The sequence below is a fragment of the Enterobacter sp. R-1.6.2 genome, from assembly GCF_035064085.1.
GTDB classification, from domain to species: domain Bacteria; phylum Pseudomonadota; class Gammaproteobacteria; order Enterobacterales; family Enterobacteriaceae; genus Enterobacter; species Enterobacter asburiae_B.
Window position 1 is genome coordinate 58,352 of sequence record NZ_JASEYI010000004.1, and the last position, 23,844, is coordinate 82,195.

A 23,844-nucleotide genomic window follows, 5' to 3' on the forward strand; every position below is an offset into this window, starting at 1 on the left:
ACAGGGAGAGGGAGAAAACACTAAAAACGGCAACCCCTGGGTTGCCGTTTTGCTTTTACCTAACTATGTTTGTTCTTCAATTCAAACCGTGGTGACACCAGACCGTACAGCGTCCAGCCCATAAAGGTCACCATTGCCCCGTAGAGCATCGCTTCCTGGCCGGATGAGTAGAGTGCATAGAAGCTGTAGATTGCCCCGATCAGCGCCACGATATTGGCCGCACGCGCTTTGCGTGGATCCACCTTCGCTACCTTCTGAATGATCACCAGCGCTGCCATCGACAGGATATACGGAATGATGTTCGTCACCACCGCCAGGTTGACCAGCACGTTGAACTGGCTGTTCAGCGACGGGCTAATGGTCATCAGCGACAATCCGCTCTGGAAGATAACAATCGCCAGCATGCCCTGCACCGGCGCATCCGCTTTGGTCACGCGGGAGAAGATTTTTGGGAAGTAACCTTCATCAGCCGATGATTTAAACACCTGTGCGATGGTGAACTGCCAGCCGAGGAGTGAACCGCAGCAGGACATCACCATCAGCCCCATGATCACTTTCCCGACCTCAGGCGTGAACATCTGCGCGAAGGCCAGCCCAAACGGCGCCGTAGAGTTTGCCAGATCCATGTTTGGCACAATACCGGCAATCACGTTAGTCGAGACGATATAGATCACCGCCGCGCCCAGCGTTCCGCCGAGGACCGCAATCGGCACGTTCTTTTCCGGATTCTCTACCACTTCCGCGTTCGCACAGGCGGATTCCAGACCCAGGAAGGCCCAGAGCGTCATGGCGATAGAAGAGCCGACCGCGGTAAAGAACGGCACGTGGTGCGGGTTCCAGGAGTTGGCGTAGAGTGTCGGGCTGAACCAGAACCAGCCGATGATGCACAGGCCGACAACCGGGATAATCACGCCCCAGACGGTGATGCTGGAGAGCTGCCCGGTGATGCGCGCGCCGCCAAAGTTAGCTACGGTACAGATCCACAGCACCCCGATGGTCGCCAGCCCTATTTGCACCGGGCTGAGCGTCGCGCCAAACAGCTCCGTACCGTAACCCACGGCGGAGATGGCAATCGCCACGTTGGCGATCAGCAGCGACACCCCGTAGGTATAGTTGGCCATAAAGTTGCCCGACTTGCCGAAGGCGTATTCGGCGTAGCCCCCCATCCCCCCTGACTTACGGCTGAACATTCCGCACTTGGCGAACGCCCATGCCAGCGCCATTGAACCGACTGCCGTCACCAGCCAGGAGATGATAGAGATGGTACCCACCTCTGCCAGTTTGGTGGGCAGCATGATAATCCCGGAGCCCATCATGTTCACCATGGTGAGGATGGTCAGCTGCACCACGCCCATCTTATTGGACTTACTCATAATTTCTCTCCTTTCAGCAGCGCGGGCTGAGCGGCGGGTTGTTTGATGACGTTACAGCGAACCTGTTTGCGACCCTCACACTCCTCGACGTACACACCCTGCAGCTCCGGCGCGAAGCCCGGCAGCAGGTTGATGCCTTCTTCCAGCGCGGCAAAGTAGCGCAGCACGGAACCGCCCCAGACTTCCCCTGGGACCACGCACAGCACCCCCGGTGGATAAGGAAGGGCGCCTTCGGCGGCGATGCGGCCTTCCGCATCGCGCAGAGAGACCAGTTCAACCTCACCGCGCAGATAGGCGTAGTTTGCGTCCTGCGGGTTCATCATCACGCGTGGGAAGTGAGACTTGCGGAACATCTCTTTCTGCAGCTGTTTCACGTTGTGGCGGGCGTACAGGTCATGCATTTCCTGGCAGATCTGGCGCAGGGTGTAATCCGCGTAACGTTCCGGATGCTGTTTGTAGAGAGATGGCAGGACGTCTTTCAGCGGAACATCGCTCTCGAGCAGTTTTTCGAAGCGCACCAGCTGCGCCACCAGCTGCTGCAGTTTGCCCATATCTTCCGCAGGCGTGAGCAGGAACAGGATCGAGTTGAGATCGCATTTTTCCGGCACGATGCCGTTTTCACGCAGGAAGTTGGCGAGGATAGTGGCGGGCACGCCGAAGTCGTCATACTCCCCGGTGCGGGCGTTAATACCCGGCGTGGTCAGCAGGAGCTTGCACGGGTCGATAAAATACTGATGCTCAGCGTAGCCTTCAAAAGCGTGCCAGTTTTCACCCGGTACGAAGTGGAAGAAGCGCAGATCGGTCGCAATTTTCGCCGTGTCCCAGCTTTCCCACGGGAGGCCATCCACCGTTTCCGGCACGAAGGGGCGCAGATACCGGCAGTTCTCCAGAATCAGCTTGCGCGCTTCGATACCGTTCACCACGCAGTCCATCCACATGTTGCGGCCGCTCTGGCCCTCATGCATACGGGCATTAATGTCCAGCGCAGCGAACAGCGGATAAAACGGGCTGGTGGAGGCGTGCATCATAAAGGCATTATTCAGCCGCTTGTGCGGGACATAGCGCTGTTGCCCTTTGATATGGCTGTCTTTCTTATGAATTTGCGAGGTCTGCGAGAAGCCGGCCTGCTGCTTATGTACGGACTGGGTGACCAGGATCCCCGGATCGTTTTCGTTCAGCTCCAGCAGCAGCGGAGAGCAGTCGGCCATCATCGGAATAAACTGCTCGTAACCCACCCAGGCCGAGTCAAACAGGATGTAATCACACAGGTGCCCAATCTTATCCACCACCTGACGGGCGTTATAGATGGTGCCATCGTAGGTACCCAGCTGGATCACCGCCAGGCGGAACGGACGCGCATCGCGTGCACGGCCTGGCGCCACCTCTGCCACCAGCTCGCGCAGATAACTTTCTTCAAAGCAGTGGGCGTCAATGCCGCCAATAAAGCCGTACGGGTTGCGCGCGGTTTCCAGATAGACCGGCGTTGCGCCAGCCTGGAGGAGGGCACCGTGATGGTTGGATTTGTGGTTGTTACGGTCGAATAGTACCAGGTCGCCCGGGGTGAGCAGGGCGTTAAGCACCACTTTGTTGGATGACGAGGTGCCATTCAGCACGAAGTAGGTCTTATCAGCATTAAAGACTTTTGCAGCATGCTGCTGGGCGATGCACGGTGCGCCTTCGTGGATCAGCAGATCGCCCATCGCCACGTCGGCGTTACACAGGTCGGAGCGGAAAAGCGTCTCACCAAAGAAATCGACAAACTGATTACCGGCTGGATGGCGGCGGAAGAACTGACCACCCTGATGTCCCGGGCAGTCAAACGCGCTGTTGCCCTGCTTTACATAGTCGACAAGCGCGCGGAAAAACGGCGGGCGCAGCTGGGTTTCATACTTCTGGGCTGCCGCTTCCAGCTGGCGTCCATAAAAGTCGTTGCTGGTGTCTGAATACTCAAATACGCCGTGAATGCGCGATAAATAGTCTGCCGGGATGAACTCTTCTTTGTGGGTCGCGACAAAAACAGGAATGCCAAAACCGGTGGCTTCTATTTCGTCCAGGATACCGCTGGCAATATCCGTGACCGCCAGAACAATGGCGGCAACATCAATATAATCAGAGGCGCGGACATCTACCAGTTCACGCTGGGTAGTAAAGCAATCCGGACATGCACGGCTGGCTGCGATTTTTAAACTTTTCATCTTTCTCTCTTTATTTTAGGTAATAAGCGTCCCTCGATTTCTTGCAAGAAAGAAATCGATAATTTACCGGAAAAAAAGCAAAGGGTGGCCGCTGATTAAAATCAGTGAATTGCTTTTTTGATGATTGAAATTCAGTCCGCCCGGTGCGGATAAGTCTGAATTAAAATGAATGAGCGCACGAGTTCACAGGCAATGGCCTGTAAAATAAGGTGTTTCAGGATAACCTGTAAGCGAGTGCGCCAGAAGTCGAAGGACTACCGGGCATTAAAGAGATGAAAGTCAAAGCAGTTTCGGTGGGCAAACATCATGATATGTGTTGTCCGCCTTATATGGGGCATTAAGCGATTGTTGTTTTCCATGTTTCATTTTCCTTTCAGTAATTGAAAGCATGGTCATTTTATCCAGGGAAAGACGATTAACCGTGAGGTAGATCACCGTTAACCGATCAAATCAGAAATAAATATTCGTTTTGGATGAATATCGCAGATCAAAATTCTGATTTGTTGATGATGCGTTAACAGGTTGTGTTGTCAATGTTTTAAATGAGCGAAAATAGCCCGTAAAAATAATTTATGGGTTATTTGTGAAATATTGTCTGAGGGATTTCGTTTTTATTTAAAAATAAAATGAATAGTTATTCAAAGCATAAACCGATAACCGATACCGGTTTCAGTTAATAAATGGCGGGGGCGAGCGGGGTCAACTTCGAGTTTCTGACGAAGGTGTCCCATATATATGCGTAAATAATGACTATGTTCCACCGCGTTGGGCCCCCACACCTGACTTAACAGCTGGCGTTGGGTGAGTACCTTGCCGTGGTTGTTGAGCAGTACGGCGAGCAGGCGAAATTCTATTGGCGTCAGATGGATTTCTTCTTCACCGCGCACAATACGCCGCGCGGCCAGGTCAACCCGGATATCCCCAAACGTGTAGGTTGGGTCAGCTGGCGTGGTTGCGCTGTGGCGACGCAGCGCCACGCGAAGGCGAGCCTGAAGCTCGCCGATACCAAAAGGTTTAATCAGATAGTCATCTGCACCGGCATCCAGCGCCGCGATTTTATCCGTCTCTTCAGTACGCGCGGAGAGCACGAGGATCGGCATCTGGCTCCACTGACGCACTTCCCGGATAAAATCGATGCCGTCGCCGTCCGGCAAACCAAGATCGAGGATCACCAGGTCCGGCTTGCGGGTGGCGGCTTCAATTAAACCCCGTTGAAGCGTGCCCGCATCATGAACGCGCAGACCGTCCCCTTCCAGCGCAGCGCGCAGAAAACGGCTAATGGCGATCTCATCTTCAACAATCAGAACGTTGATCACAAATCCTCTGGTAATTCATTAAGTTCTGGCGGGGTTTCCAGAGGAAGTGTAACACAAAACCGCGCGCCGCCCTCGGGGCGATTCTCTGCGGAGATGGACCCGCCATGGACGTCAATGATCGCCTGGCAAATCGCCAGCCCAAGCCCCACGCCCGGAATGGCCGACTCCTTATTGCCGCGCGCGAATTTTTCGAAAATTGCCAGCTCCTGCCCGCTGGGAATGCCGGGTCCGGTATCCCAGACGTCAAGGCGAAGCGTGCCGTCGTCCACCGTCGCATCCACGCCAATTTGCGCGCTGGCGCCCGCATATTTGCCGGCATTTTCCAGCAGGTTGATCAGCACCCGTTCAAACAGCGGACCATCAACGTGAATTAAGGTCAGGGGCTCGGGCATGTTCAGCGCAATATGCCGCCCGCCCAGGCCGGGTTCGAGCATTTTCAGGGCGCTGCCCACTACCTCTTCAAGCGTGAGCCACTCTTTTTTGAGGTTAAAACCGCCTGACTGGATACGCGCCATATCGAGCAGGTTATTCACCAGACGCGTGGTATTCAGCACATGCTGGCGGATCTCGCTGGCCTGAAGGGCGTGTTTAGAGCCTTCGGCCGCCAGGTCCAGCGTCAGGATTTCTGACTGACCAAACAGGACGGTGAGCGGGGTTCGCAGATCGTGAGAGAGCGCCGCCAGCAGCGAGTTACGAATGCTTTCACGCTCGCTCGCCAGCCGGGCCTGCTCTTCGCTGGCGGTGAGGGCAAGCCGCTCCAGCGCGCTGGCAACCAGCAGCGTAAAGGTCTCCAGCAGCCGCTGCTGTTCAGGGATCATCAGCTGGCGCAGGTTTGAGGGCTCAACAATCACCAGCCCCTGATTTTTATCGGCGCTGCGCAGCGGCAGAATTTGGTAGGGCACACCGGGCAAGGTGTCGGTCCCTGCGCCCGCAGGTAACCCTTTATCAAAGCTCCAGCGCGCGATGGCTTCGTCCCAGGGCGTCATGCCTGAGGCCGACGTCAGCGGGCGCAGCTTGCCGTGTTCGTCCGGGAGCAAAATCAGGTTGCTGGCATGAAACGTCGAGCGAATGAACTGCTCGCTGGTCTGCACGATATCCAGCGGCGTGCGGCCCACCGCCAGCGATTTCGACATCTCATAGAGATGGCGCGTGCGCTGTTCGCGATAGCGGGCAATACGCGCCTGGTAGCGCACGCCCGCCGTCAGATTCCCGATTACCAGCCCGACGGTGAGCATTACCGCGAAGGTGAGGATGTACTGCACATCCGACACGGCGAGCGTCCCGCGGGGGGCAATAAAGAACAGATCGAAGCTGATGACGTTAATCACCGTCGCCAGTACCGACGGCCAGCGCCCGTAAAAGAGCGCCACCACCACTACGCCAAGCAGGTAGATCATCACCAGGTTGGCGGCATCAAATGCGATCAGCCACTGGCTGGCAATCACGGTAATCAGGGCGCAGAGCACGACGGCGACAAGACAGCCGCGCAGCTGAATGCGCCATTTATCGCTGAAGGCACGGCTGTCCGGCGCGCGGCTGGGTAACGGCGTGGGCTTATCATCCAGCGCCACGATCACCAGGTCCAGATCCGGTGCGCGGCGGGCCAGCTTGTCGGCAAACGATTCGCGGCTAAACCAGCGGCGATGCTGGCGACGGCCAATCACTATTTTTCCCAGATTGTGCTCGCGGGCGTAGCGCAGGATGGCTTTATCTTCCTGAGGGTCGGAAAGAGTGGCGGTTTCGGCACCCAGCTCCTGCGCCAGGCGAAGCGAACTCAATATCGCGCGGCGCTGGTTCTCGGGGAGCGCGTGCAGCTGCGGCGTTTCGACATACACCGCATGCCAGACGCTGCCAAATTTAGCCGCCAGGCGCGCGGCGGTGCGGACAAGCTTTTCATTGCCGCTGCCGTGCCCTACGCACAGCAGGATGGCATCTCGCGTATGCCAGACGCGCTCCTGGCCCTGCAGGTCGCGCCAGGCGCGCATCTGATCGTCGACGCGATCGGCAGTACGACGCAGGGCCAGCTCGCGCAGGGCAATCAGGTTGCCTTTACGGAAGAAATGTTCGATGGCGCGCTCGGCCTGGCCGGCGATATAGACTTTGCCTTCGTGCAGGCGCTGGCGCAAATCGTCAGGGGGCAGGTCAACCAGCACCACTTCATCGGCGGAATCAAAGAAGGGGTCGGGCACCGTCTCGCGCACCTGAATGCCGGTCACGCCGCTGACCACGTCGTTCAGGCTTTCGAGATGCTGAACGTTAACCGTCGTGAAAACGTCGATGCCGGCTTCAAGCAGCTCTTCAACATCCTGCCAGCGCTTTGGGTGGCGTGAGCCTGGCGCATTGCTGTGCGCCAGCTCGTCCATCAGGATAAGGGCGGGACGGCGGGCGAGGGCGGCATCAAGATCGAATTCGGTAACTAACCGACCGCGGTGGCTGATGCGGCGGGGCGGCTGGGTAGCCAGCCCCTTCAGCAGCGATGCCGTCTCTTTACGTCCGTGGGTTTCAACCACGCCAATCAAAATATCGAGCCCCTGCGCCCGAAGCCGCTGGGCTTCCGTCAGCATGGCGAAGGTTTTCCCGACGCCTGCGCAGGCGCCAAAGAAAATTTTCAGTTTGCCGCGATGGGCTTCAGCCGTCTGTTCAAGCAGCCTGTCCGGATCCGGGCGCATGGGCTCGTCGGTCATTTAGTTTTTCCTTAGCGCGTCCAGCGCCAGATTCAGCTCAACAATATTCACCACGGGCATGCCGATAAAGCTGACCAGCGGCTTTTGCGTGTGCTCCGCAACCAGCCGGCTAACCTGTTCGACGGTCAGCTGACGGGCCGCGGCGACGCGCGGGATTTGCCATGCCGCGGCTGCCGGCGTCAGGCTGTAGTCCAGCCCGCTGGCCGAGGCGGTCACCAGCTCTACGGGCACCTCACGGCTGGCCTGCGGATTAGCGGCACGCAGGGCTGCCACGCGCTCAGCAACGGCTTTGTCCAGCTCGGGGTTGCTGCCCGCAAGGTTACTGCCGCCGGATGCCATTGGATTATACGGGCTTTCGGCAGTGGCGGAAGGGCGTCCCTGGAAGTAACGGGCATCCGTAAAGTTCTGACCAATCAGGCGCGAACCGCGGCTTTCACCGTTTTGCATAATCAGCGAGCCGTTGGCCCGATCCTTAAACCACCACTGGCCCAGCGCGGTGGTCACCAGCGGGTACAGCCCGCCGGTAATGAGAGACAGCAGAATAAACAGAAGTATAGCGGGGCGTAACATCGTCATTTGATTCACCTTTTAAACCAGGCCGAACAGCGTCAACAGCAGGTCGATAACCTTGATACCGATGAAAGGCACCACCAGCCCGCCCAGGCCGTAAATCCACAGGTTGCGGCGCAGCATGGCGGCGGCCGTGAGCGGCTTATAGCTCACGCCTTTCAGCGCCAGCGGGATCAGGAAGACAATAATCAGGGCGTTAAAGATCACTGCGCTCAGAATGGCCGATGCCGGAGAGTGCAGGTGCATCACGTTCAACGCGTTTAATTGCGGGTAGGTCGCAGCAAACGCCGCCGGAATGATGGCGAAATATTTCGCCACGTCGTTGGCAATACTGAACGTGGTCAGCGACCCGCGCGTCATCAGCATCTGCTTGCCAATGTGCACCACTTCAATCAGCTTGGTCGGGTTTGAGTCGAGGTCGACCATGTTGCCCGCCTCTTTTGCCGCCTGGGTACCGGAGTTCATTGCCACCGCCACGTCGGCCTGCGCCAGGGCAGGGGCGTCGTTGGTGCCGTCGCCCGTCATCGCCACCAGACGGCCTTCCGCCTGATACTGACGAATCAGCGCCAGTTTTGCTTCCGGTGTGGCTTCAGAAAGAAAATCATCCACGCCCGCTTCGGCGGCAATTGCCGCGGCGGTAAGACGGTTATCCCCGGTGATCATCACCGTTTTGATCCCCATTTTACGCAGCTGGGCAAAGCGCTCCTTGATGCCGCCTTTGACGATATCCTTCAGGGCAATCACTCCCAGCACGTGTGCCCCTTCGGCCACCACCAGCGGCGTCGCCCCCTGACGGGCCACGCTTTCGACCAGGCTGTCCACTTCCGGCGGGAAGTGGCCATTGTTGGCCTCAATGTGGCGACGGATGGCGTCAACAGAGCCTTTACGGATCATGCGATCCTGAATGTTAATGCCGCTCATGCGGGTTTGCGCCGTGAAGGGCACGAAAGTAGCGTGCAGGCTCTGAACGTCGCGCTGGCGCAGGTTAAAGCGCTGCTTGGCGAGGATCACGATACTGCGGCCTTCCGGGGTTTCATCTGCAAGCGAAGAGAGCTGCGCGGCATCCGCCAGCGTTTTTTCATCCACGCCCGGGGCGGGCAGGAAATCTGACGCCTGGCGGTTACCGAGGGTAATGGTCCCGGTTTTATCCAGCAGTAAGACGTCCACGTCACCGGCGGCTTCAACCGCGCGCCCGCTGGTGGCGATGACGTTGGCACCGAGCATACGGCTCATGCCGGCTACGCCGATGGCTGACAGCAGGCCACCAATGGTGGTGGGGATCAGGCAGACCAGCAGCGCCACCAGCACCGTGATGGTGACCGCGGTGCCGCCATAGGCGGAGAACGGCCACAGGGTCGCGGTTGCCAGCAGGAAGACGATGGTCAGGGCCACCAGCAGGATGGTCAGGGCGATCTCGTTCGGTGTTTTACGGCGCTGGGCGCCTTCCACCATGGCGATCATCCGGTCGAGGAAGGTTTCCCCCGGGTTAACGCTACACTGGATCACCAGCCAGTCGGAGAGAATGCGCGTCCCGCCCGTCACGGAGGCGAAATCGCCGCCGGACTCACGGATAACCGGCGCGGACTCCCCGGTAATGGCGCTTTCATCCACCGAGGCGCCCCCTTCGATGACTTCACCGTCGCAAGGGATAATGTCACCGGCTTCCACCAGCACCACATCGCCTTTGCGCAGTTCATCCGCCGGAACGTGGTCCATCTGCGCGCCGTATTTCGGTTCACGCAGCTTGCGCGCGAAGGCGGTTTTCTTCACCCCTTTCAGGCTGTTGGCCTGGGCTTTACTCCGGCCTTCCGCCAGCGCTTCCGCAAAGTTGGCGAACAGCACGGTAAACCACAGCCACAGGCTGATGGCGCCGGTAAACATCGCATTTCCCGGCATGTGGCCCGTTCCCATGGCAATCGCCAGGGCGGTGGTCAGGACGCTTCCCGCCCAGACAATAAACATCACCGGGTTGTGCCACTGCACGCGCGGGCTCAGCTTTTTCACCGCATCCATGAGCGCCTGGCGAACTAATGACGGTTCGAACAGGGCCAGTTGTTTACGACTCATGACAATTTCTCCGCAAAATCAGCGTAAAGAGAGGTATTCCGCGACCGGGCCTAACGCGAGGGCGGGGATAAAGGTCAGGGCGCCGACCAGTAACACGGTACCCGTCAGCAGGCCGATAAACAGCGCGCCGTGGGTCGGTAATGTCCCGGTGGTGGTCGGTTGGATTTTTTTATTCACCAGCGATCCGGCAATCGCCAACACCGGCACAATGATCCCAAAGCGACCCACAAACATGCAGAACGCCAGCAGGCAGTTCCAGAACGGTGAGTTGGCGCTTAAGCCCGCAAAGGCGCTGCCGTTGTTGTTGGCGGCAGAGGAGACGGCATACAGCACTTCGCTAAAACCGTGAATGCCGGGGTTAAAGATGCCGCTGCGTCCGGCCTCGGTCATCAGCGCCAGCGCGGTGCCGAGCAGCACAAGCGCCGGGGTAACCAGAATCGCCAGCGCGGTTAATTTCATCTCGCGGACGTCGATTTTTTTACCGAGGTATTCCGGAGTGCGGCCAATCATCAAACCGGCAATAAATACCGCCAGCAGCACGAACAGCAGCATGCCGTAAAGACCCGAGCCCACGCCGCCAAAGACGACTTCGCCAATCTGCATCAGCCACATCGGGATCATGCCACCCAGCGCCGTAAAGGAATCATGCATGGCGTTGACTGCCCCGCACGAGGCCGCCGTGGTGACTACCGCATACAGGCTGCTGGCAAGAATGCCAAAGCGGCTCTCTTTACCTTCCATATTGATATTGCTGTTGGCCCCAAGCTGCATGAAATGGCCGTTGCCGCTCCATTCAGCCCACATCACCAGCGCCACGCAGACCACAAAGATAAGTGACATCGTCCAGAGCAGGGTGCGGCCCTGACGTCGATCGTTAACCACGTCACCAAAGGCGAAGCAGAGCGCGGCGGGGATCAGGAAAATCGCCAGCATCTGCACAAAATTGGTTAGTGCGGTAGGGTTTTCAAACGGATGCGACGAGTTGGCGTTGAAGAAGCCACCTCCGTTCGTCCCGAGCATTTTGATGGCTTCCTGTGACGCTACTGGCCCCATCGGCAGGAGCTGTTTTGCACCTTCCAGCGAGGTATAGGGCGCGTAAGGCATCAGGTTTTGCAGGGTGCCCTGCTGGATAAAGAACAGCGCGATCAGCAGCGCAATTGGCAGCAGGATCCACAGCGTAATGCGCGTCAAATCCACCCACGCGTTACCCAGGGTATTGATTTTCTGACGCGCAAACGCACGCGTCAGCGCGAAGATCACCGCGATACCGCTGGCGGCCGAGAGGAAGTTTTGCACGGTTAACCCGACCATCTGGCTGAAATAGCTCAGCGTGGTTTCACCGGCGTAGGACTGCCAGTTGGTGTTAGTAACAAAGCTCACCGCCGTGTTCAGCGCAAGATGCCAGGACAGGCCCGGTAACTGTTGCGCATTCAGCGGCAGGATGCCCTGCAACATCAGCATGGCAAAAAGCGCAATGAGCCCAACGATATTCAGCAGCAAAATGGCGATCAGATACTGACGCCAGTTCATCTCCCGATCGTCTATTCCCAGCACGCGCCAGATCCCTTTTTCAACGCTTCCCGTGCCGGGCAGAGGAACGTTGTTGATCAATCGTGCCAGTCCCGATCCCAGTGGCCTTGCCAGAATGAACAGTACCACTAAGAAGCTGGCAATAAGCAGAAACGCCTGAGCAGCCATCAGAAGGCCTCCGCATTAATCAGGGCATAGACCAGATAACCCAATAACAGGAACACCAGCACGATGCCGGCAATAAGACCTGCACTCACAATCCACCTCCGGGTGACTTTCGTTGTTGTACTAACGGTAGGATTTCCGGCGCAAAGATTTCGCAAAAATGGGGAGGGCGGGTGTAAAAAAAGTATAAAAATGGCAAAGCCCACAATTTAACTATTGATAAGTAAACTGTTAACTTTTTTGTAACTTAATTACGGCGTGAATGTAAATATTCACTAAATGGGCAAAAATAAGTGGTCGGATGAGTAGTAAAATTACAAACAAAGCGATATTATTTTAGCCAGGTCACAGATTTTGAATTTTCCGGATGACGTTTCCGGCCAACTATAGGGGAGAAAATATGGATCTTTATAAAGAGTATCCGGCTCATATCGTGTTCTTGCGCCGCGCTTTCGCCGTAGTGGCTGGCGTGCTGGCTCTGCCGGTGATGCTGTTCTGGAAAGATCGTGCACGTTTTTACAGCTATCTGCATCGCGTCTGGGCGAAAACCAGCGAGAAGCCGGTGTGGATGGATCAGGCCGAGAAAGCGACCTGCGATTTCTACTGATACTAAGACTACACATAGCAATAAAAAAACCGCCACATTACTGTTGGCGGTTTTTTTGTCCCTCGGGATTCGCGGTCCGTTGGGTGGTCTTGCAGCCCCTACCCGGGATTTTTATCATACCCTCCTGTAAGCAGATGGCAATCCCTCGAAGCCTTTATAAATTCCTAATTTTATTCGAGTATATTACCTTCGCAGCGGATGTTAATTATGATGCTGCGTCCCTTTCCGCCATCTCGCAAATGGGCATCGGTCCTGGGAAAGGTGTACTTACAGCCGTAAAGCAGCCCGCCTACCCGGGCTTGTGTCCACCGACTTATCACCGGTGGTGAACGGTGGAGCGGTTAGCAGCAGGGACCGCATAATGAAACGCTATTTTTGCATCGCGTTCATTGTCGCCAGCGTACTCGTTGTAAAGAGCGATAAACCTAATGGGTTTGTCGCGTTAACCACGATAGCGCAGGACAAGTAGCGCTAAGGCCGCCTCGGGCGGCCTTTTTTATTTCATCCCGTCTACACTTCATGGCAAAGTAGTTCAATGCATGCTTTTTCCTTTTACGGCATGCCCTTACGGACATAATGGATAATTGCCTGGAGTTTTATGCCCACCCATCTGGTTTGGTTTCGCGCGGACCTGCGCGTACATGACAACATCGCCCTTGCGGCAGCCTGCCGCGCCAAAGACGCTAACGTACTGGCCCTGTTTATGGCCACGCCCGAGCAGTGGCGGCAGCACGATATGGCCCCCCGGCAGGCGGCCTTGCTCCGGGCGTATCTGAACGATCTGCAGCACTCGCTTGCCGGGAAAGGCATACCGCTTCTCTATAAAGAGGTGAGTGATTTTGCCGCACAGCTTCAGACGGTGCAGGAGATATGTAAGCAGCACAACGTCACGCATCTTTTTTACAACTATCAGTACGAATTCAACGAACAGCAGCGCGACCGCCAGCTGGAGAAGATGCTGGAAGGGGTGGTCTGTCAAGGGTTTGATGACAGCGTGATGCTGGCGCCGGGCAGCGTGGTGACCGGCAACCACGAGATGTATAAAGTTTTTACGCCGTTCAAAAATGCCTTTATCAAACGTCTGAAAGAGGCGCTGCCGGAGTGCGTTGCCGCGCCTGCCGTGCGAGGCGAAGCCATAAAGGATCTGCCTGAGCTGACGTTTGATTACCCTCAGCAGCCGTTTGATGAAACGCTGTTCCCCGCCGATGAGAAAGCGGCCATCGCCCAACTGCGCCAGTTCTGCAAGCAGGACGCAGCCAGTTACGACGCGCGTCGGGATTTTCCCGCCATCGAGGGTACCAGCCGCCTGTCGGCCTGTCTGGCGCTGGGCGCGATCTCACCGCGCCAGTGTTTGCATCGTCTGCTGGCGGAGCAGCCGCAGGCGCTGGAGGGGGGCGCAGGGTCTGTCTGGCTGAATGAACTTATCTGGCGCGAGTTTTATCGTCATCTGATGACCTTTCATCCAGGTTTATGTAAGCATCGGCCCTTCATTGGCTGGACCGATAACGTAAAGTGGCAATCGAATGATAAGCAGCTGAAAGCCTGGCAAGCAGGGCTGACGGGTTACCCGATAGTCGATGCCGCCATGCGTCAGCTTAATGAGACGGGGTGGATGCATAACCGCCTGCGGATGATTACCGCCAGCTTTCTGGTGAAGGATCTGCTTATCGACTGGCGTATCGGAGAGCGCTATTTTATCTCTCAGCTGATCGATGGCGATCTCGCGGCGAATAACGGCGGCTGGCAGTGGGCAGCCTCTACCGGCACCGATGCCGCGCCCTATTTCCGGATTTTCAATCCGACCACGCAGGGGCAAAAATTTGATGCGGACGGCGAGTTTATCCGCCGCTGGGTTCCTGAACTTAACGCTATACCTGCTAAAGCGATCCACGAACCGTGGGCATGGGCGGATAAACAGCGTGTAAAGCTGGATTACCCTCGTCCGATTGTCGACCATAAACAGGCGCGTGTCGCCACGCTGGCGGCGTACGAAGCTGCCCGCAAAGCATAAGAGAGTGATGATGAAAAACAGCGAACTGGAAAGCCTGATTAACGAAAAACTGAACAGTACCTCTTTCAGCGATTACGGACCGAACGGGCTCCAGGTTGAAGGTCGTGAGACGGTGCAAAAAATTATCACCGGCGTGACGGCAAGCCAGGCGCTGCTGGACGAGGCCGTTCGTCAGAACGCCGACGCGGTGATTGTTCATCACGGTTACTTCTGGAAAAACGAATCGCCGATTATTCGCGGGATGAAGCGCAATCGTCTGAAAACGCTGCTGGCAAATGACATCAACCTTTACGGTTACCATCTGCCGCTGGATGCGCACCCGGAGCTCGGCAACAACGTCCAGCTGGCGCAGCTACTGGGGATTACCGTGATGGGTGAAATTGAGCCGCTGGTGCCGTGGGGCGAGCTGGCGATGCCGGTTCCAGGGCTGGAGCTGGCATCATGGATTGAAGCGCGCCTGGGCCGTCGTCCGCTGTGGAGCGGTGATACCGGTCCGGATACGGTGAAGCGTGTCGCATGGTGTACCGGCGGCGGTCAGGGCTTTATCGACAGCGCCGCGCGTTTCGGCGTCGATGCTTTTATCACCGGCGAAGTTTCCGAGCAGACCATTCATTCGGCGCGTGAACAGGGGCTGCATTTTTACGCGGCTGGCCATCACGCCACCGAGCGCGGCGGCATTCGTGCCCTCAGCGAGTGGCTGACGGAAAATACCGATCTGGATGTGACCTTTATTGATATCCCTAACCCAGCCTGACGAGAGGTAGTTAAGTGCAGCGAGCGCGTTGTTATCTTCTGGGTGAAACCGCCGTGGTTCTGGAGCTTGAACCACCGGTGACGCTTGCCACGCAAAAGCGTATCTGGCGGCTGACCCAGCGTCTGGCCGAACTACCGGAGGTGGTTGAAGCCATTCCGGGGATGAATAACATCACCGTGGTGCTGCGTAGCCCGCATACCCTGGCGCTGGATGCCATTGAGCGTTTGCAGCGCTGGTGGGAAGAGAGCGAGGCGCTGGAGCCGGAATCGCGCGCCATTGAGATCCCGGTCGTTTATGGCGGTACGGGTGGGCCGGATCTTGGCGTGGTGGCAGATCACTGCGGATTAACAGAAAAGCAGGTTGTTGAGCTGCACAGCTCGGTTGACTACGTGGTCTGGTTCCTGGGATTTCAGCCCGGGTTCCCGTATCTGGGCGGATTATCTCCCCGGCTGCATACGCCACGCCGTGCCGAGCCGCGCCTGAGCGTGCCGGCGGGAACGGTGGCTATCGGCGGCGAGCAGACCGGCGTTTATCCGCTGACATCGCCCGGCGGCTGGCAGCTTATTGGGCATACCGCTACACCGTTATTTGAACCCGGGCTGGAGACGCCAATACTCCTGCGTCCCGGCGATACCCTTCGCTTTATCCCGCAGAAGGAGGGGGTATGTTAACGCTTATTCGCGCCGGGCTTTACACCTCCGTACAGGATGCCGGGCGCTTTGGTCTGCGCCAGTCGGGCGTGAGCTACTGCGGTGCGCTTGACCGTCCTTCGCTGGAGATTGCCAACCTGCTTGTGGGCAACCCAGGCAGCACGGCGGCGCTAGAAATTACGCTGGGTCAGTGTGTGATTGAGTTTGGTCAGGAGACCTGGTTTGCCTTAACCGGCGCAGGGTGTGATGCGACGCTGGATGGCAAAGCGGTGTGGACCGGCTGGCGGCTGCGGGCGAAAGCCGGGCAGCGCCTGACGCTAAAACGTCCGCTGCACGGCGTGCGTAGCTATCTCGCGGTGGCTGGCGGCATCGACGTGCCGGAGGTATTGGGTTCATCCAGTACCGATCAAAAAGCCGGGATCGGCGGTCACGAAGGACGTTTGTTGCGCGACGGCGATCGGCTGGCAATCAAAGACTCCGCGCGCCATTTCTCGACCACGCAGGGCGTAAAACAGCTGCTGTGGGGAAACCAGATCCGTGCCTTACCGGGGCCGGAATATCATGAGTTTGACGAGGCTTCTAAAGAGTCCTTCTGGCGCGCGCCGTGGAAGATCAGCCCGCAGAGTAACCGCATGGGCTACCGCCTGCAGGGTCAGCCGCTGACCCGCACGACGGACCGGGAACTGCTCTCCCACGGTTTATTGCCGGGGGTTATTCAGGTGCCGGGGAACGGTCAGCCCATCGTGTTAATGAACGACGCGCAAACTACCGGCGGTTACCCGCGCATTGCCTGCATCATTGAAGCGGATCGCTACCATCTGGCGCAAATTCCCCTCGGTCAGCCGATTCACTTCGTGCAGTGTTCGCTGGAGGAGGCGCTGAAAGCGCGGCAGGATCAGCAGCGTTATCTCGAACAGCTGGCGTGGAGGCTTGATGGTAAAGATTGATTTGAACGCCGATCTGGGGGAGGGAAGCAGCGCTGATGCGGAACTGATGACCCTGGTTACCTCGGTCAATATCGCCTGCGGCTTTCACGCGGGGGATGCGCAAACCATGCTGGAGAGCGTGCGTAATGCCATTAAAAACGGCGTCGCGATTGGGGCTCACCCCAGCTTTCCCGATCGGGAAAACTTTGGCCGTACGGCGATGGATCTGCCGCCGGATACGGTCTACGCGCAGGTGCTCTACCAGATCGGCGCGCTGGAGGCGATGGTGCGCGCCCAGAACGGCGTGATGCGCCACGTGAAGCCGCACGGCATGCTTTACAACCAGGCGGCGAAAGATGCGGATCTGGCGGACGCCATTGCCCGCGCGGTGTGGGACTGTAATCCGCAGCTGATTCTGGTAGGCCTTGCGGGAAGCGAGCTGATTCGCGCCGGACAACGGCTGGGGCTGACCACGCGTCAGGAAGTGTTTGCCGATCGTGGATACCTGCCGGACGGCAGCCTGGTTCCGCGGACGCAGGCCGGGGCGCTGATTACCGATGAAGGCAAATCGTTGGCGCAGACGCTGGAGATGGTGCGCGCCGGGCGGGTGACCGCCGTGGATGGAACACCGGCAAACGTTCAGGCCGATACGGTATGTTTACACGGCGATGGCGAGCATGCGCTCCAGTTCGCGCGCCGCTTGCGGGCAGCGTTCTCTGAAGAGGGCATCCTCGTCAGCGCCGAATAATGACGATAAGGACACAAAAATGCCTGAAGGTCCGGAGATCCGCCGCGCGGCGGATAGCCTGGAGGCGGCGATAAAGGGCAAACCCCTGACGGATGTCTGGTTTGCTTTTCCTCAACTGAAACCGTTTGAATCACAGCTGGTGGGCCAGACGGTGACCCATTTTGAAACGCGCGGCAAGGCCTTGCTCACGCACTTTTCCCATAACCTGACGTTATATAGCCATAACCAGCTTTACGGCGTCTGGCGCGTGGTGGAGGCGGACGAGCAGCCGCAAACCACCCGCGTGCTGCGCGTCAGGCTGCAAACGGCGGATAAGGCGATCCTGCTCTATAGCGCGTCGGAGATCGAAATGTTAACGCCGGAGCAGCTGCTGACGCACCCGTTTCTGCAGCGGGTCGGGCCGGACGTGCTGGACATGCGCCTGACGGCAAGCGACGTGAAGGCCCGGCTGTTATCACCTAAATTCCGTAACCGACAGTTTTCCGGTCTGTTCCTCGACCAGGCCTTTCTGGCCGGGCTGGGTAACTACCTGCGGGTAGAGATCCTCTGGGAAGTCGGGCTGGCGCCGCAGCATAAAGCGTCTCAGCTGAGCGATGAACAGCTGGAGGCGTTATCCCACGCGCTGCTGGATATTCCGCGGCTGTCGTACAACACGCGCGGCGTGGTGGATGAGAACACGCATCATGGGGCGCTGTTCCGGTTCAAGGTGTTTCATCGGGCGGGGAAAAAGTGCGAGCGATGCGGCGGGATTATCGACAGGATTATGCTCTCTTCCAGACCTTTTTACTGGTGTCCACACTGTCAAAAATAAAAAAGCCGGGCGGCGGCTCCGCCTTACCCGGCCTACATTTTTGCCAGCAATAAAAGTAAAACGGTAACCCATGGGTTACCGTTTTTAAGGTGTTCACCCTCTCCCTGTGGGAGAGGGCCGGGGTGAGGGCATCAGGCCGCACCCAACTTCTGTTAGCGCTTAATATCAGACTTAAAATCACGCTGCTCGTAGCCGGTGTACAGCTGACGAGGACGGGCGATTTTCATGCCTTCGCTGTGCATTTCGTTCCAGTGCGCAATCCAGCCTACGGTACGGGCCATGGCGAAGATCACGGTGAACATGGAAGACGGAATGCCCATCGCTTTCAGAATAATGCCAGAGTAGAAATCGACGTTCGGGTAGAGTTTCTTCTCGATGAAGTACGGGTCGTTCAGCGCGATGTGTTCCAGCTCCATCGCCACTTCCAGCAGGTCATCTTTGGTACCCAGCTCTTTCAGCACTTCGTGGCAGGTCTCACGCATGACGGTGGCGCGCGGGTCATAGTTTTTGTAAACACGGTGACCGAAGCCCATCAGGCGGAAGGAGTCATTCTTGTCTTTCGCACGACGCACGAACTCAGGAATGTGCTCAACGGTGCTGATCTCTTCCAGCATCTTCAGTGCCGCTTCGTTCGCGCCACCGTGCGCCGGTCCCCACAGGGAGGCGATGCCCGCAGCGATACAGGCGAACGGGTTCGCGCCTGAAGAGCCCGCGGTACGGACGGTAGAGGTAGAGGCGTTTTGTTCATGGTCAGCGTGCAGGATCAGAATACGGTCCATCGCGCGTTCCAGCACCGGGTTCACTTCGTACTCTTCGCACGGCGTGGAGAACATCATGCGCAGGAAGTTACCCGCGTAGGAGAGGTCGTTGCGCGGATACACAAACGGCTGGCCGATGGAGTATTTGTAGCACATCGCCGCCATGGTAGGCATTTTGGACAGCAGGCGGAACGCCGCGATATCGCGGTGACGTGGGTTATTCACGTCAAGTGAGTCGTGGTAGAACGCCGCCAGCGCACCGGTAATCCCGCACATCACCGCCATCGGGTGAGAGTCACGACGGAACGCATGGAACAGACGGGTAATCTGCTCATGGATCATGGTGTGACGGGTCACGGTGGTTTTGAATTCATCGTACTGTGCCTGCGTCGGTTTTTCGCCGTTCAGCAGGATGTAGCACACTTCCAGATAGTTGGATTCGGTGGCTAACTGATCGATGGGGAAGCCGCGATGGAGCAGGATACCTTCGTCACCGTCAATGTAGGTGATTTTGGATTCGCAAGATGCGGTAGAGGTAAATCCAGGGTCAAAGGTGAATACACCTTTAGAGCCCAGCGTACGGATATCAATAACATCCTGACCGAGCGTGCCTTTTAGCACATCCAGTTCAATAGCAGTGTCACCATTTAGGGTGAGCGTTGCCTTTGTATCAGCCATTTACGGTCTCCTTAGCGCCTTATGCTTAAGACTGCGCTTTACCGGATTTGCTTTCAGCTGTTAATCACCGTTACCAGATTGTTATTTGGCTTACCGCTCAGCTCACGAGGACAAACCAGGGTACAGAGCTATGGCGCCTTGCAGGTAAACGAATGAAATATCAGTGAAACAACAGCAAATCAGCGTTTTTGCAGTCCGAATTATTCAAACCTGTATATCACTAATAACTGTCCTGATAACTTCGGTCAATACCATCACACTGTTACATAACTATTTGTCAGGTGAAAGAGAGACCTCATAACTTTTGCGCATTATATGCCTTTTCTGATGACGTTTGTAACAATATTGTTTAACATTTGTCAAATCAGATGATTAAAAATTAAAAAGATGTTGTTATCGTGACCCTGATCACTGTTCCAGAGAAAACCCGACAAACTGTATGTAGGTTAATTGTAATGATTTTGTGAACGGCCTATACTGCCGCCAGGTCTCCGGAACACCCTGCAATCCCGAGCCACCCAGCGTTGTAACGTGTCGTTTAAGCATCTGGAAGCAGTGTTTTGCATGACGCGCAGTTATAGAAAAGGAACGCTGCTTGACCCGCATCGCAGTCCGGAGGAAGGAAACAATAAGAACAGCATGTGGGCGTTATTCATGATAAGAAATGTGAAAAAACAAAGACCTGTCAATCTGGATCTCAAAACGATCCGGTTCCCTGTAACAGCAATAGCGTCCATTCTGCACCGTGTTTCTGGTGTGATTACGTTTGTGGCGGTCGGTATTTTGCTGTGGTTACTGGGCACCAGCCTCTCTTCCCCTGAAGGATTCCTCCAGGCCTCCGCCATCATGAACAGCTTCTTCGTGAAATTTATCATGTGGGGCATTCTGACCGCGCTGGCGTACCACGTCGTCGTGGGTGTTCGCCATATGCTGATGGACTTTGGCTACCTGGAAGAGACTTTCGAAGCCGGGAAACGCTCCGCTAACATTTCATTTGTGATTACTGTCGTGCTTTCACTTCTCGCAGGAGTTCTCGTATGGTAAGCAACGCCTCCGCATTAGGACGCAACGGCGTACATGACTTCATTCTGGTCCGTGCTACCGCCATCGTTCTCACTCTTTACATCATCTATATGATCGGTTTCTTCGCGACCAGCGGCACGCTGACGTGGGAAATCTGGAGTGGGTTCTTCGGATCCGCCTTCACCAAAGTGTTCACCCTGCTGGCTCTGTTCTCCATCCTTATTCATGCGTGGATTGGAATGTGGCAGGTGTTGACCGATTACGTTAAACCGCTGGCGATTCGCCTCCCACTGCAGCTGGCCATTGTTGTTGCACTGGTGGTTTACGTTATTTATGGATTCGTTGTGGTGTGGGGTGTGTAATGAAACTGCCAGTCAGAGAATTTGATGCTGTTGTAATTGGTGCCGGTGGCGCAGGTATGCGTGCCGCACTGCAAATTTCCCAGAGCGGCCAGACCTGTGCGCTGCTCTCTAAAGTTTTCCCGACCCGTTCCCACACTGTGTCTGCGCAGGGCGGTATCACCGTTGCGCTGGGTAACTCCCATGAAGATAACTGGGAATGGCACATGTACGACACGGTAAAAGGTTCCGACTACATCGGCGACCAGGATGCCATCGAATATATGTGTAAAACCGGCCCGGAAGCGATTCTGGAGCTGGACCACATGGGTCTGCCGTTCTCCCGTCTGGAAAATGGCACCATCTATCAGCGTCCGTTTGGCGGCCAGTCGAAAAACTTCGGCGGCGAGCAGGCGGCACGTACCGCGGCGGCGGCTGACCGTACCGGTCACGCACTGCTGCACACCCTGTATCAGCAGAACCTGAAAAACCATACCACCATCTTCTCCGAGTGGTACGCGCTGGATCTGGTGAAAAACGCCGATGGCGCAATCGTCGGCTGTACCGCGCTGTGCATCGAAACCGGTGAAGTGGTTTACTTCAAAGCCCGCGCTACCGTGCTGGCTACCGGCGGCGCAGGCCGTATCTATCAGTCCACCACCAACGCCCACATCAATACCGGTGACGGCGTCGGTATGGCTATCCGCGCGGGCGTGCCGGTGCAGGATATGGAGATGTGGCAGTTCCACCCAACCGGTATCGCCGGTGCGGGCGTTCTGGTAACAGAAGGCTGCCGCGGTGAAGGTGGCTACCTGCTGAACAAGCACGGCGAGCGCTTCATGGAGCGTTATGCCCCGAATGCGAAAGACCTGGCGGGTCGTGACGTGGTGGCGCGTTCCATCATGATCGAAATCCGTGAAGGCCGCGGCTGTGACGGCCCGTGGGGTCCACACGCGAAGCTGAAGCTCGACCATCTGGGTAAAGAAGTTCTGGAGTCCCGTCTGCCGGGCATCCTGGAACTGTCCCGCACCTTCGCACACGTCGACCCGGTGAAAGAGCCGATTCCGGTTATCCCAACCTGCCACTACATGATGGGCGGTATTCCGACCAAAGTGACCGGTCAGGCGCTGACCGTAAACGAGCAGGGCGAAGACGTGGTCATTCCTGGCCTGTTCGCGGTAGGCGAAATTGCCTGCGTATCCGTACACGGTGCAAACCGTCTGGGCGGCAACTCCCTGCTGGACCTGGTGGTGTTTGGTCGTGCAGTCGGTCTGCATCTGCAGGAATCCATTGCCGAGCAGGGCGCGCTGCGTGACGCAACCGACGACGAAATTGATGCCTCTCTTGAGCGCCTCAACCGCTGGAACGGTAACCGTAACGGCGAAGATCCGGTGGAAATCCGTAAAGCGCTGCAGGAATGCATGCAGCACAACTTCTCGGTATTCCGCGAAGGCGACGCGATGGCCAAAGGTCTTGAGCAGCTGAAAGCGATCCGCGAGCGTCTGAAAAATGCCCGTCTGGACGACACCTCCAGCGAATTCAACACCCAGCGCGTTGAGTGCCTGGAGCTGGATAACCTGATGGAAACCGCGTTCGCGACGGCGATGTCGGCAAACTTCCGTACCGAAAGCCGTGGCGCGCATAGCCGCTTCGACTTCCCGGATCGTGATGACGAAAACTGGCTGTGCCATTCCCTGTATCTGCCAGAGTCGGAATCCATGACGCGTCGTAGCGTCAACATGGAACCGAAACTGCGTCCGGCGTTCCCGCCGAAGATTCGTACTTACTAATGCGGAGACAGGATAATGAAACTCGAATTCTCAGTTTATCGTTATAACCCGGATGTTGATGACGCTCCGCGTATGCAGGACTACACCCTGGAAGCGGAAGAAGGTCGCGACATGATGCTGCTGGATGCCTTAATCCAGCTGAAAGAAAAAGATCCTACGCTGTCGTTCCGCCGCTCCTGCCGTGAAGGGGTTTGTGGCTCTGACGGTGTGAACATGAACGGCAAAAATGGCCTGGCCTGCATCACGCCAATTTCAGCGCTGCAGCGTCCTGGTCAGAAAATTGTTATCCGTCCTCTGCCAGGCCTGCCGGTCGTGCGTGATTTGGTGGTAGACATGGGGCAATTCTATGCACAATATGAGAAGATTAAGCCTTACTTATTGAATAATGGGCAAAATCCACCCGCTCGCGAGCACTTACAGTCTCCTGAGCAGCGTGAAAAACTCGATGGGTTGTACGAGTGTATTCTCTGCGCATGCTGTTCAACGTCCTGCCCGTCGTTCTGGTGGAACCCGGACAAGTTTATCGGCCCGGCCGGTCTGCTGGCTGCCTATCGCTTCCTGATCGATAGCCGCGACACCGAAACCGATAGCCGTCTGGAAGGGCTGAGTGACGCTTTCAGCGTATTCCGCTGCCATAGCATCATGAACTGCGTCAGTGTGTGTCCGAAGGGGCTGAACCCGACGCGCGCCATCGGCCATATTAAGTCGATGCTGTTGCAGCGCAGTGCGTAAGTAGTGAGAGGGGAGCGCTGTTCCCCTCACCCTAACCCTCTCCCCAAGGGAGAGGGGACAGTTTGCAGAAACCTTTAAAAACTGCCCTGAAGTCTAGACAGTTTCTAAAGGTTCCTTC

General features: G+C 56.8%; 21 protein-coding genes. 11 read left to right on the top strand and 10 right to left on the bottom strand.

Annotation, left to right across the window (positions count from 1 at the left end):
• Window positions 1–59: 59 nt before the first annotated feature.
• From potE to kdpF, 9 genes are all read right to left on the bottom strand, one after another.
• A complete protein-coding gene (potE, locus tag QMN93_RS05940; protein WP_014831099.1) occupies window positions 60–1,373 on the bottom strand; it encodes a putrescine-ornithine antiporter in 1,314 nt (437 codons plus the stop codon).
• Window positions 1,370–3,568 carry an ornithine decarboxylase SpeF gene (gene speF, locus QMN93_RS05945; RefSeq protein WP_094934383.1) on the bottom strand — a complete coding sequence of 733 codons (2,199 nt, stop codon included), beginning with the start codon at window positions 3,566–3,568 and terminating at the stop codon, window positions 1,370–1,372. The genes potE and speF overlap by 4 nt, the downstream gene beginning before the upstream one ends.
• 254 nt (window positions 3,569–3,822) lie before the next feature.
• Entirely contained in the window at window positions 3,823–3,927 is a 105-nt protein-coding gene (gene speFL, locus QMN93_RS05950; RefSeq protein ID WP_003858645.1) for a leader peptide SpeFL, read from the bottom strand.
• Window positions 3,928–4,206: 279 nt separating this feature from the next.
• Complete coding sequence (gene kdpE, locus QMN93_RS05955; protein WP_008501074.1) at window positions 4,207–4,884, bottom strand: two-component system response regulator KdpE; 678 nt, start codon at window positions 4,882–4,884, stop codon at window positions 4,207–4,209.
• Complete coding sequence (gene kdpD / locus QMN93_RS05960) at window positions 4,881–7,568, bottom strand: two-component system sensor histidine kinase KdpD (RefSeq protein ID WP_193138918.1); 2,688 nt, start codon at window positions 7,566–7,568, stop codon at window positions 4,881–4,883. Before kdpD ends, kdpE begins: the two co-directional genes overlap by 4 nt.
• Window positions 7,569–8,144 carry a potassium-transporting ATPase subunit KdpC gene (gene kdpC / locus QMN93_RS05965; RefSeq protein WP_064673652.1) on the bottom strand — a complete coding sequence of 192 codons (576 nt, stop codon included), beginning with the start codon at window positions 8,142–8,144 and terminating at the stop codon, window positions 7,569–7,571.
• 12 nt (window positions 8,145–8,156) lie between these two features.
• The gene (gene kdpB / locus QMN93_RS05970) at window positions 8,157–10,205 is read right to left on the bottom strand and encodes a potassium-transporting ATPase subunit KdpB (protein ID WP_023310779.1); all 2,049 of its coding nucleotides are present in this window, start codon (window positions 10,203–10,205) and stop codon (window positions 8,157–8,159) included.
• A gap of 18 nt (window positions 10,206–10,223) precedes the next feature.
• Window positions 10,224–11,903 (bottom strand): potassium-transporting ATPase subunit KdpA, encoded by a 1,680-nt coding sequence (gene kdpA, locus QMN93_RS05975; protein ID WP_193138920.1) that lies wholly within the window; start codon window positions 11,901–11,903, stop codon window positions 10,224–10,226.
• A complete protein-coding gene (kdpF, locus tag QMN93_RS05980; protein WP_014069365.1) occupies window positions 11,903–11,992 on the bottom strand; it encodes a K(+)-transporting ATPase subunit F in 90 nt (29 codons plus the stop codon). Before kdpF ends, kdpA begins: the two co-directional genes overlap by 1 nt.
• Before the next feature lie 308 nt (window positions 11,993–12,300).
• Here kdpF and QMN93_RS05985 point away from each other — a divergent pair, with 308 nt between their 5' ends.
• The 7 genes from QMN93_RS05985 to nei all read left to right on the top strand — a co-directional run bounded on the left by QMN93_RS05985 (window position 12,301) and on the right by nei (window position 18,407).
• A complete protein-coding gene (locus QMN93_RS05985; protein ID WP_023310781.1) occupies window positions 12,301–12,507 on the top strand; it encodes a YbfA family protein in 207 nt (68 codons plus the stop codon).
• A gap of 598 nt (window positions 12,508–13,105) precedes the next feature.
• Complete coding sequence (gene phrB / locus QMN93_RS05990; RefSeq protein ID WP_182383185.1) at window positions 13,106–14,518, top strand: deoxyribodipyrimidine photo-lyase; 1,413 nt, start codon at window positions 13,106–13,108, stop codon at window positions 14,516–14,518.
• A gap of 10 nt (window positions 14,519–14,528) precedes the next feature.
• Window positions 14,529–15,272 (top strand): type 2 GTP cyclohydrolase I, encoded by a 744-nt coding sequence (locus QMN93_RS05995; protein WP_023310783.1) that lies wholly within the window; start codon window positions 14,529–14,531, stop codon window positions 15,270–15,272.
• A 14-nt stretch (window positions 15,273–15,286) separates the two neighbouring features.
• Window positions 15,287–15,943 carry a 5-oxoprolinase subunit PxpB gene (pxpB, locus tag QMN93_RS06000; protein WP_045887708.1) on the top strand — a complete coding sequence of 219 codons (657 nt, stop codon included), beginning with the start codon at window positions 15,287–15,289 and terminating at the stop codon, window positions 15,941–15,943.
• Entirely contained in the window at window positions 15,937–16,869 is a 933-nt protein-coding gene (gene pxpC, locus QMN93_RS06005) for a 5-oxoprolinase subunit PxpC (RefSeq protein ID WP_073000811.1), read from the top strand. The genes pxpB and pxpC overlap by 7 nt, the downstream gene beginning before the upstream one ends.
• Complete coding sequence (pxpA, locus tag QMN93_RS06010; protein ID WP_069303826.1) at window positions 16,856–17,596, top strand: 5-oxoprolinase subunit PxpA; 741 nt, start codon at window positions 16,856–16,858, stop codon at window positions 17,594–17,596. Before pxpC ends, pxpA begins: the two co-directional genes overlap by 14 nt.
• Window positions 17,597–17,615: 19 nt before the next feature.
• Window positions 17,616–18,407, top strand: coding sequence for an endonuclease VIII (gene nei / locus QMN93_RS06015; protein WP_182383186.1), 792 nt, complete (start codon window positions 17,616–17,618; stop codon window positions 18,405–18,407).
• Between the two features lie 152 nt (window positions 18,408–18,559).
• On the opposite strand, the gene QMN93_RS06020 is transcribed toward nei, so the two are convergent.
• A complete protein-coding gene (locus QMN93_RS06020; protein ID WP_023334930.1) occupies window positions 18,560–19,843 on the bottom strand; it encodes a citrate synthase in 1,284 nt (427 codons plus the stop codon).
• A gap of 639 nt (window positions 19,844–20,482) precedes the next feature.
• Here QMN93_RS06020 and sdhC point away from each other — a divergent pair.
• From sdhC to sdhB, 4 genes are read left to right on the top strand one after another with little or no spacing between them, the layout of a single operon-like run.
• A complete protein-coding gene (sdhC, locus tag QMN93_RS06025) occupies window positions 20,483–20,887 on the top strand; it encodes a succinate dehydrogenase cytochrome b556 subunit (protein WP_020684965.1) in 405 nt (134 codons plus the stop codon).
• A complete protein-coding gene (gene sdhD, locus QMN93_RS06030; RefSeq protein ID WP_008501088.1) occupies window positions 20,881–21,228 on the top strand; it encodes a succinate dehydrogenase membrane anchor subunit in 348 nt (115 codons plus the stop codon). Before sdhC ends, sdhD begins: the two co-directional genes overlap by 7 nt.
• Window positions 21,228–22,994: a succinate dehydrogenase flavoprotein subunit gene (gene sdhA, locus QMN93_RS06035; protein ID WP_023310789.1), complete on the top strand. Its 1,767-nt coding sequence runs from the start codon at window positions 21,228–21,230 to the stop codon at window positions 22,992–22,994. Before sdhD ends, sdhA begins: the two co-directional genes overlap by 1 nt.
• A gap of 15 nt (window positions 22,995–23,009) precedes the next feature.
• Window positions 23,010–23,726, top strand: coding sequence for a succinate dehydrogenase iron-sulfur subunit SdhB (sdhB, locus tag QMN93_RS06040; protein WP_008501090.1), 717 nt, complete (start codon window positions 23,010–23,012; stop codon window positions 23,724–23,726).
• The last annotated feature ends 118 nt before the right edge of the window (window positions 23,727–23,844 follow it).

Bases quoted from the DNA above. Each gene is read 5' to 3' on its own strand.
- potE (WP_014831099.1), bottom strand. From the start codon at position 1,373: ATGAGTAAGTCCAATAAGATGGGCGTGGTGCAGCTGACCATCCTCACC.
- speF (WP_094934383.1), bottom strand. From the start codon at position 3,568: ATGAAAAGTTTAAAAATCGCAGCCAGCCGTGCATGTCCGGATTGCTTT.
- speFL (WP_003858645.1), bottom strand. From the start codon at position 3,927: ATGGAAAACAACAATCGCTTAATGCCCCATATAAGGCGGACAACACAT.
- kdpD (WP_193138918.1), bottom strand. From the start codon at position 7,568: ATGACCGACGAGCCCATGCGCCCGGATCCGGACAGGCTGCTTGAACAG.
- kdpC (WP_064673652.1), bottom strand. From the start codon at position 8,144: ATGACGATGTTACGCCCCGCTATACTTCTGTTTATTCTGCTGTCTCTC.
- kdpB (WP_023310779.1), bottom strand. From the start codon at position 10,205: ATGAGTCGTAAACAACTGGCCCTGTTCGAACCGTCATTAGTTCGCCAG.
- kdpA (WP_193138920.1), bottom strand. From the start codon at position 11,903: ATGGCTGCTCAGGCGTTTCTGCTTATTGCCAGCTTCTTAGTGGTACTG.
- QMN93_RS05985 (WP_023310781.1), top strand. From the start codon at position 12,301: ATGGATCTTTATAAAGAGTATCCGGCTCATATCGTGTTCTTGCGCCGC.
- phrB (WP_182383185.1), top strand. From the start codon at position 13,106: ATGCCCACCCATCTGGTTTGGTTTCGCGCGGACCTGCGCGTACATGAC.
- QMN93_RS05995 (WP_023310783.1), top strand. From the start codon at position 14,529: ATGAAAAACAGCGAACTGGAAAGCCTGATTAACGAAAAACTGAACAGT.
- pxpC (WP_073000811.1), top strand. From the start codon at position 15,937: ATGTTAACGCTTATTCGCGCCGGGCTTTACACCTCCGTACAGGATGCC.
- pxpA (WP_069303826.1), top strand. From the start codon at position 16,856: ATGGTAAAGATTGATTTGAACGCCGATCTGGGGGAGGGAAGCAGCGCT.
- nei (WP_182383186.1), top strand. From the start codon at position 17,616: ATGCCTGAAGGTCCGGAGATCCGCCGCGCGGCGGATAGCCTGGAGGCG.
- QMN93_RS06020 (WP_023334930.1), bottom strand. From the start codon at position 19,843: ATGGCTGATACAAAGGCAACGCTCACCCTAAATGGTGACACTGCTATT.
- sdhC (WP_020684965.1), top strand. From the start codon at position 20,483: ATGTGGGCGTTATTCATGATAAGAAATGTGAAAAAACAAAGACCTGTC.
- sdhD (WP_008501088.1), top strand. From the start codon at position 20,881: ATGGTAAGCAACGCCTCCGCATTAGGACGCAACGGCGTACATGACTTC.
- sdhA (WP_023310789.1), top strand. From the start codon at position 21,228: ATGAAACTGCCAGTCAGAGAATTTGATGCTGTTGTAATTGGTGCCGGT.
- sdhB (WP_008501090.1), top strand. From the start codon at position 23,010: ATGAAACTCGAATTCTCAGTTTATCGTTATAACCCGGATGTTGATGAC.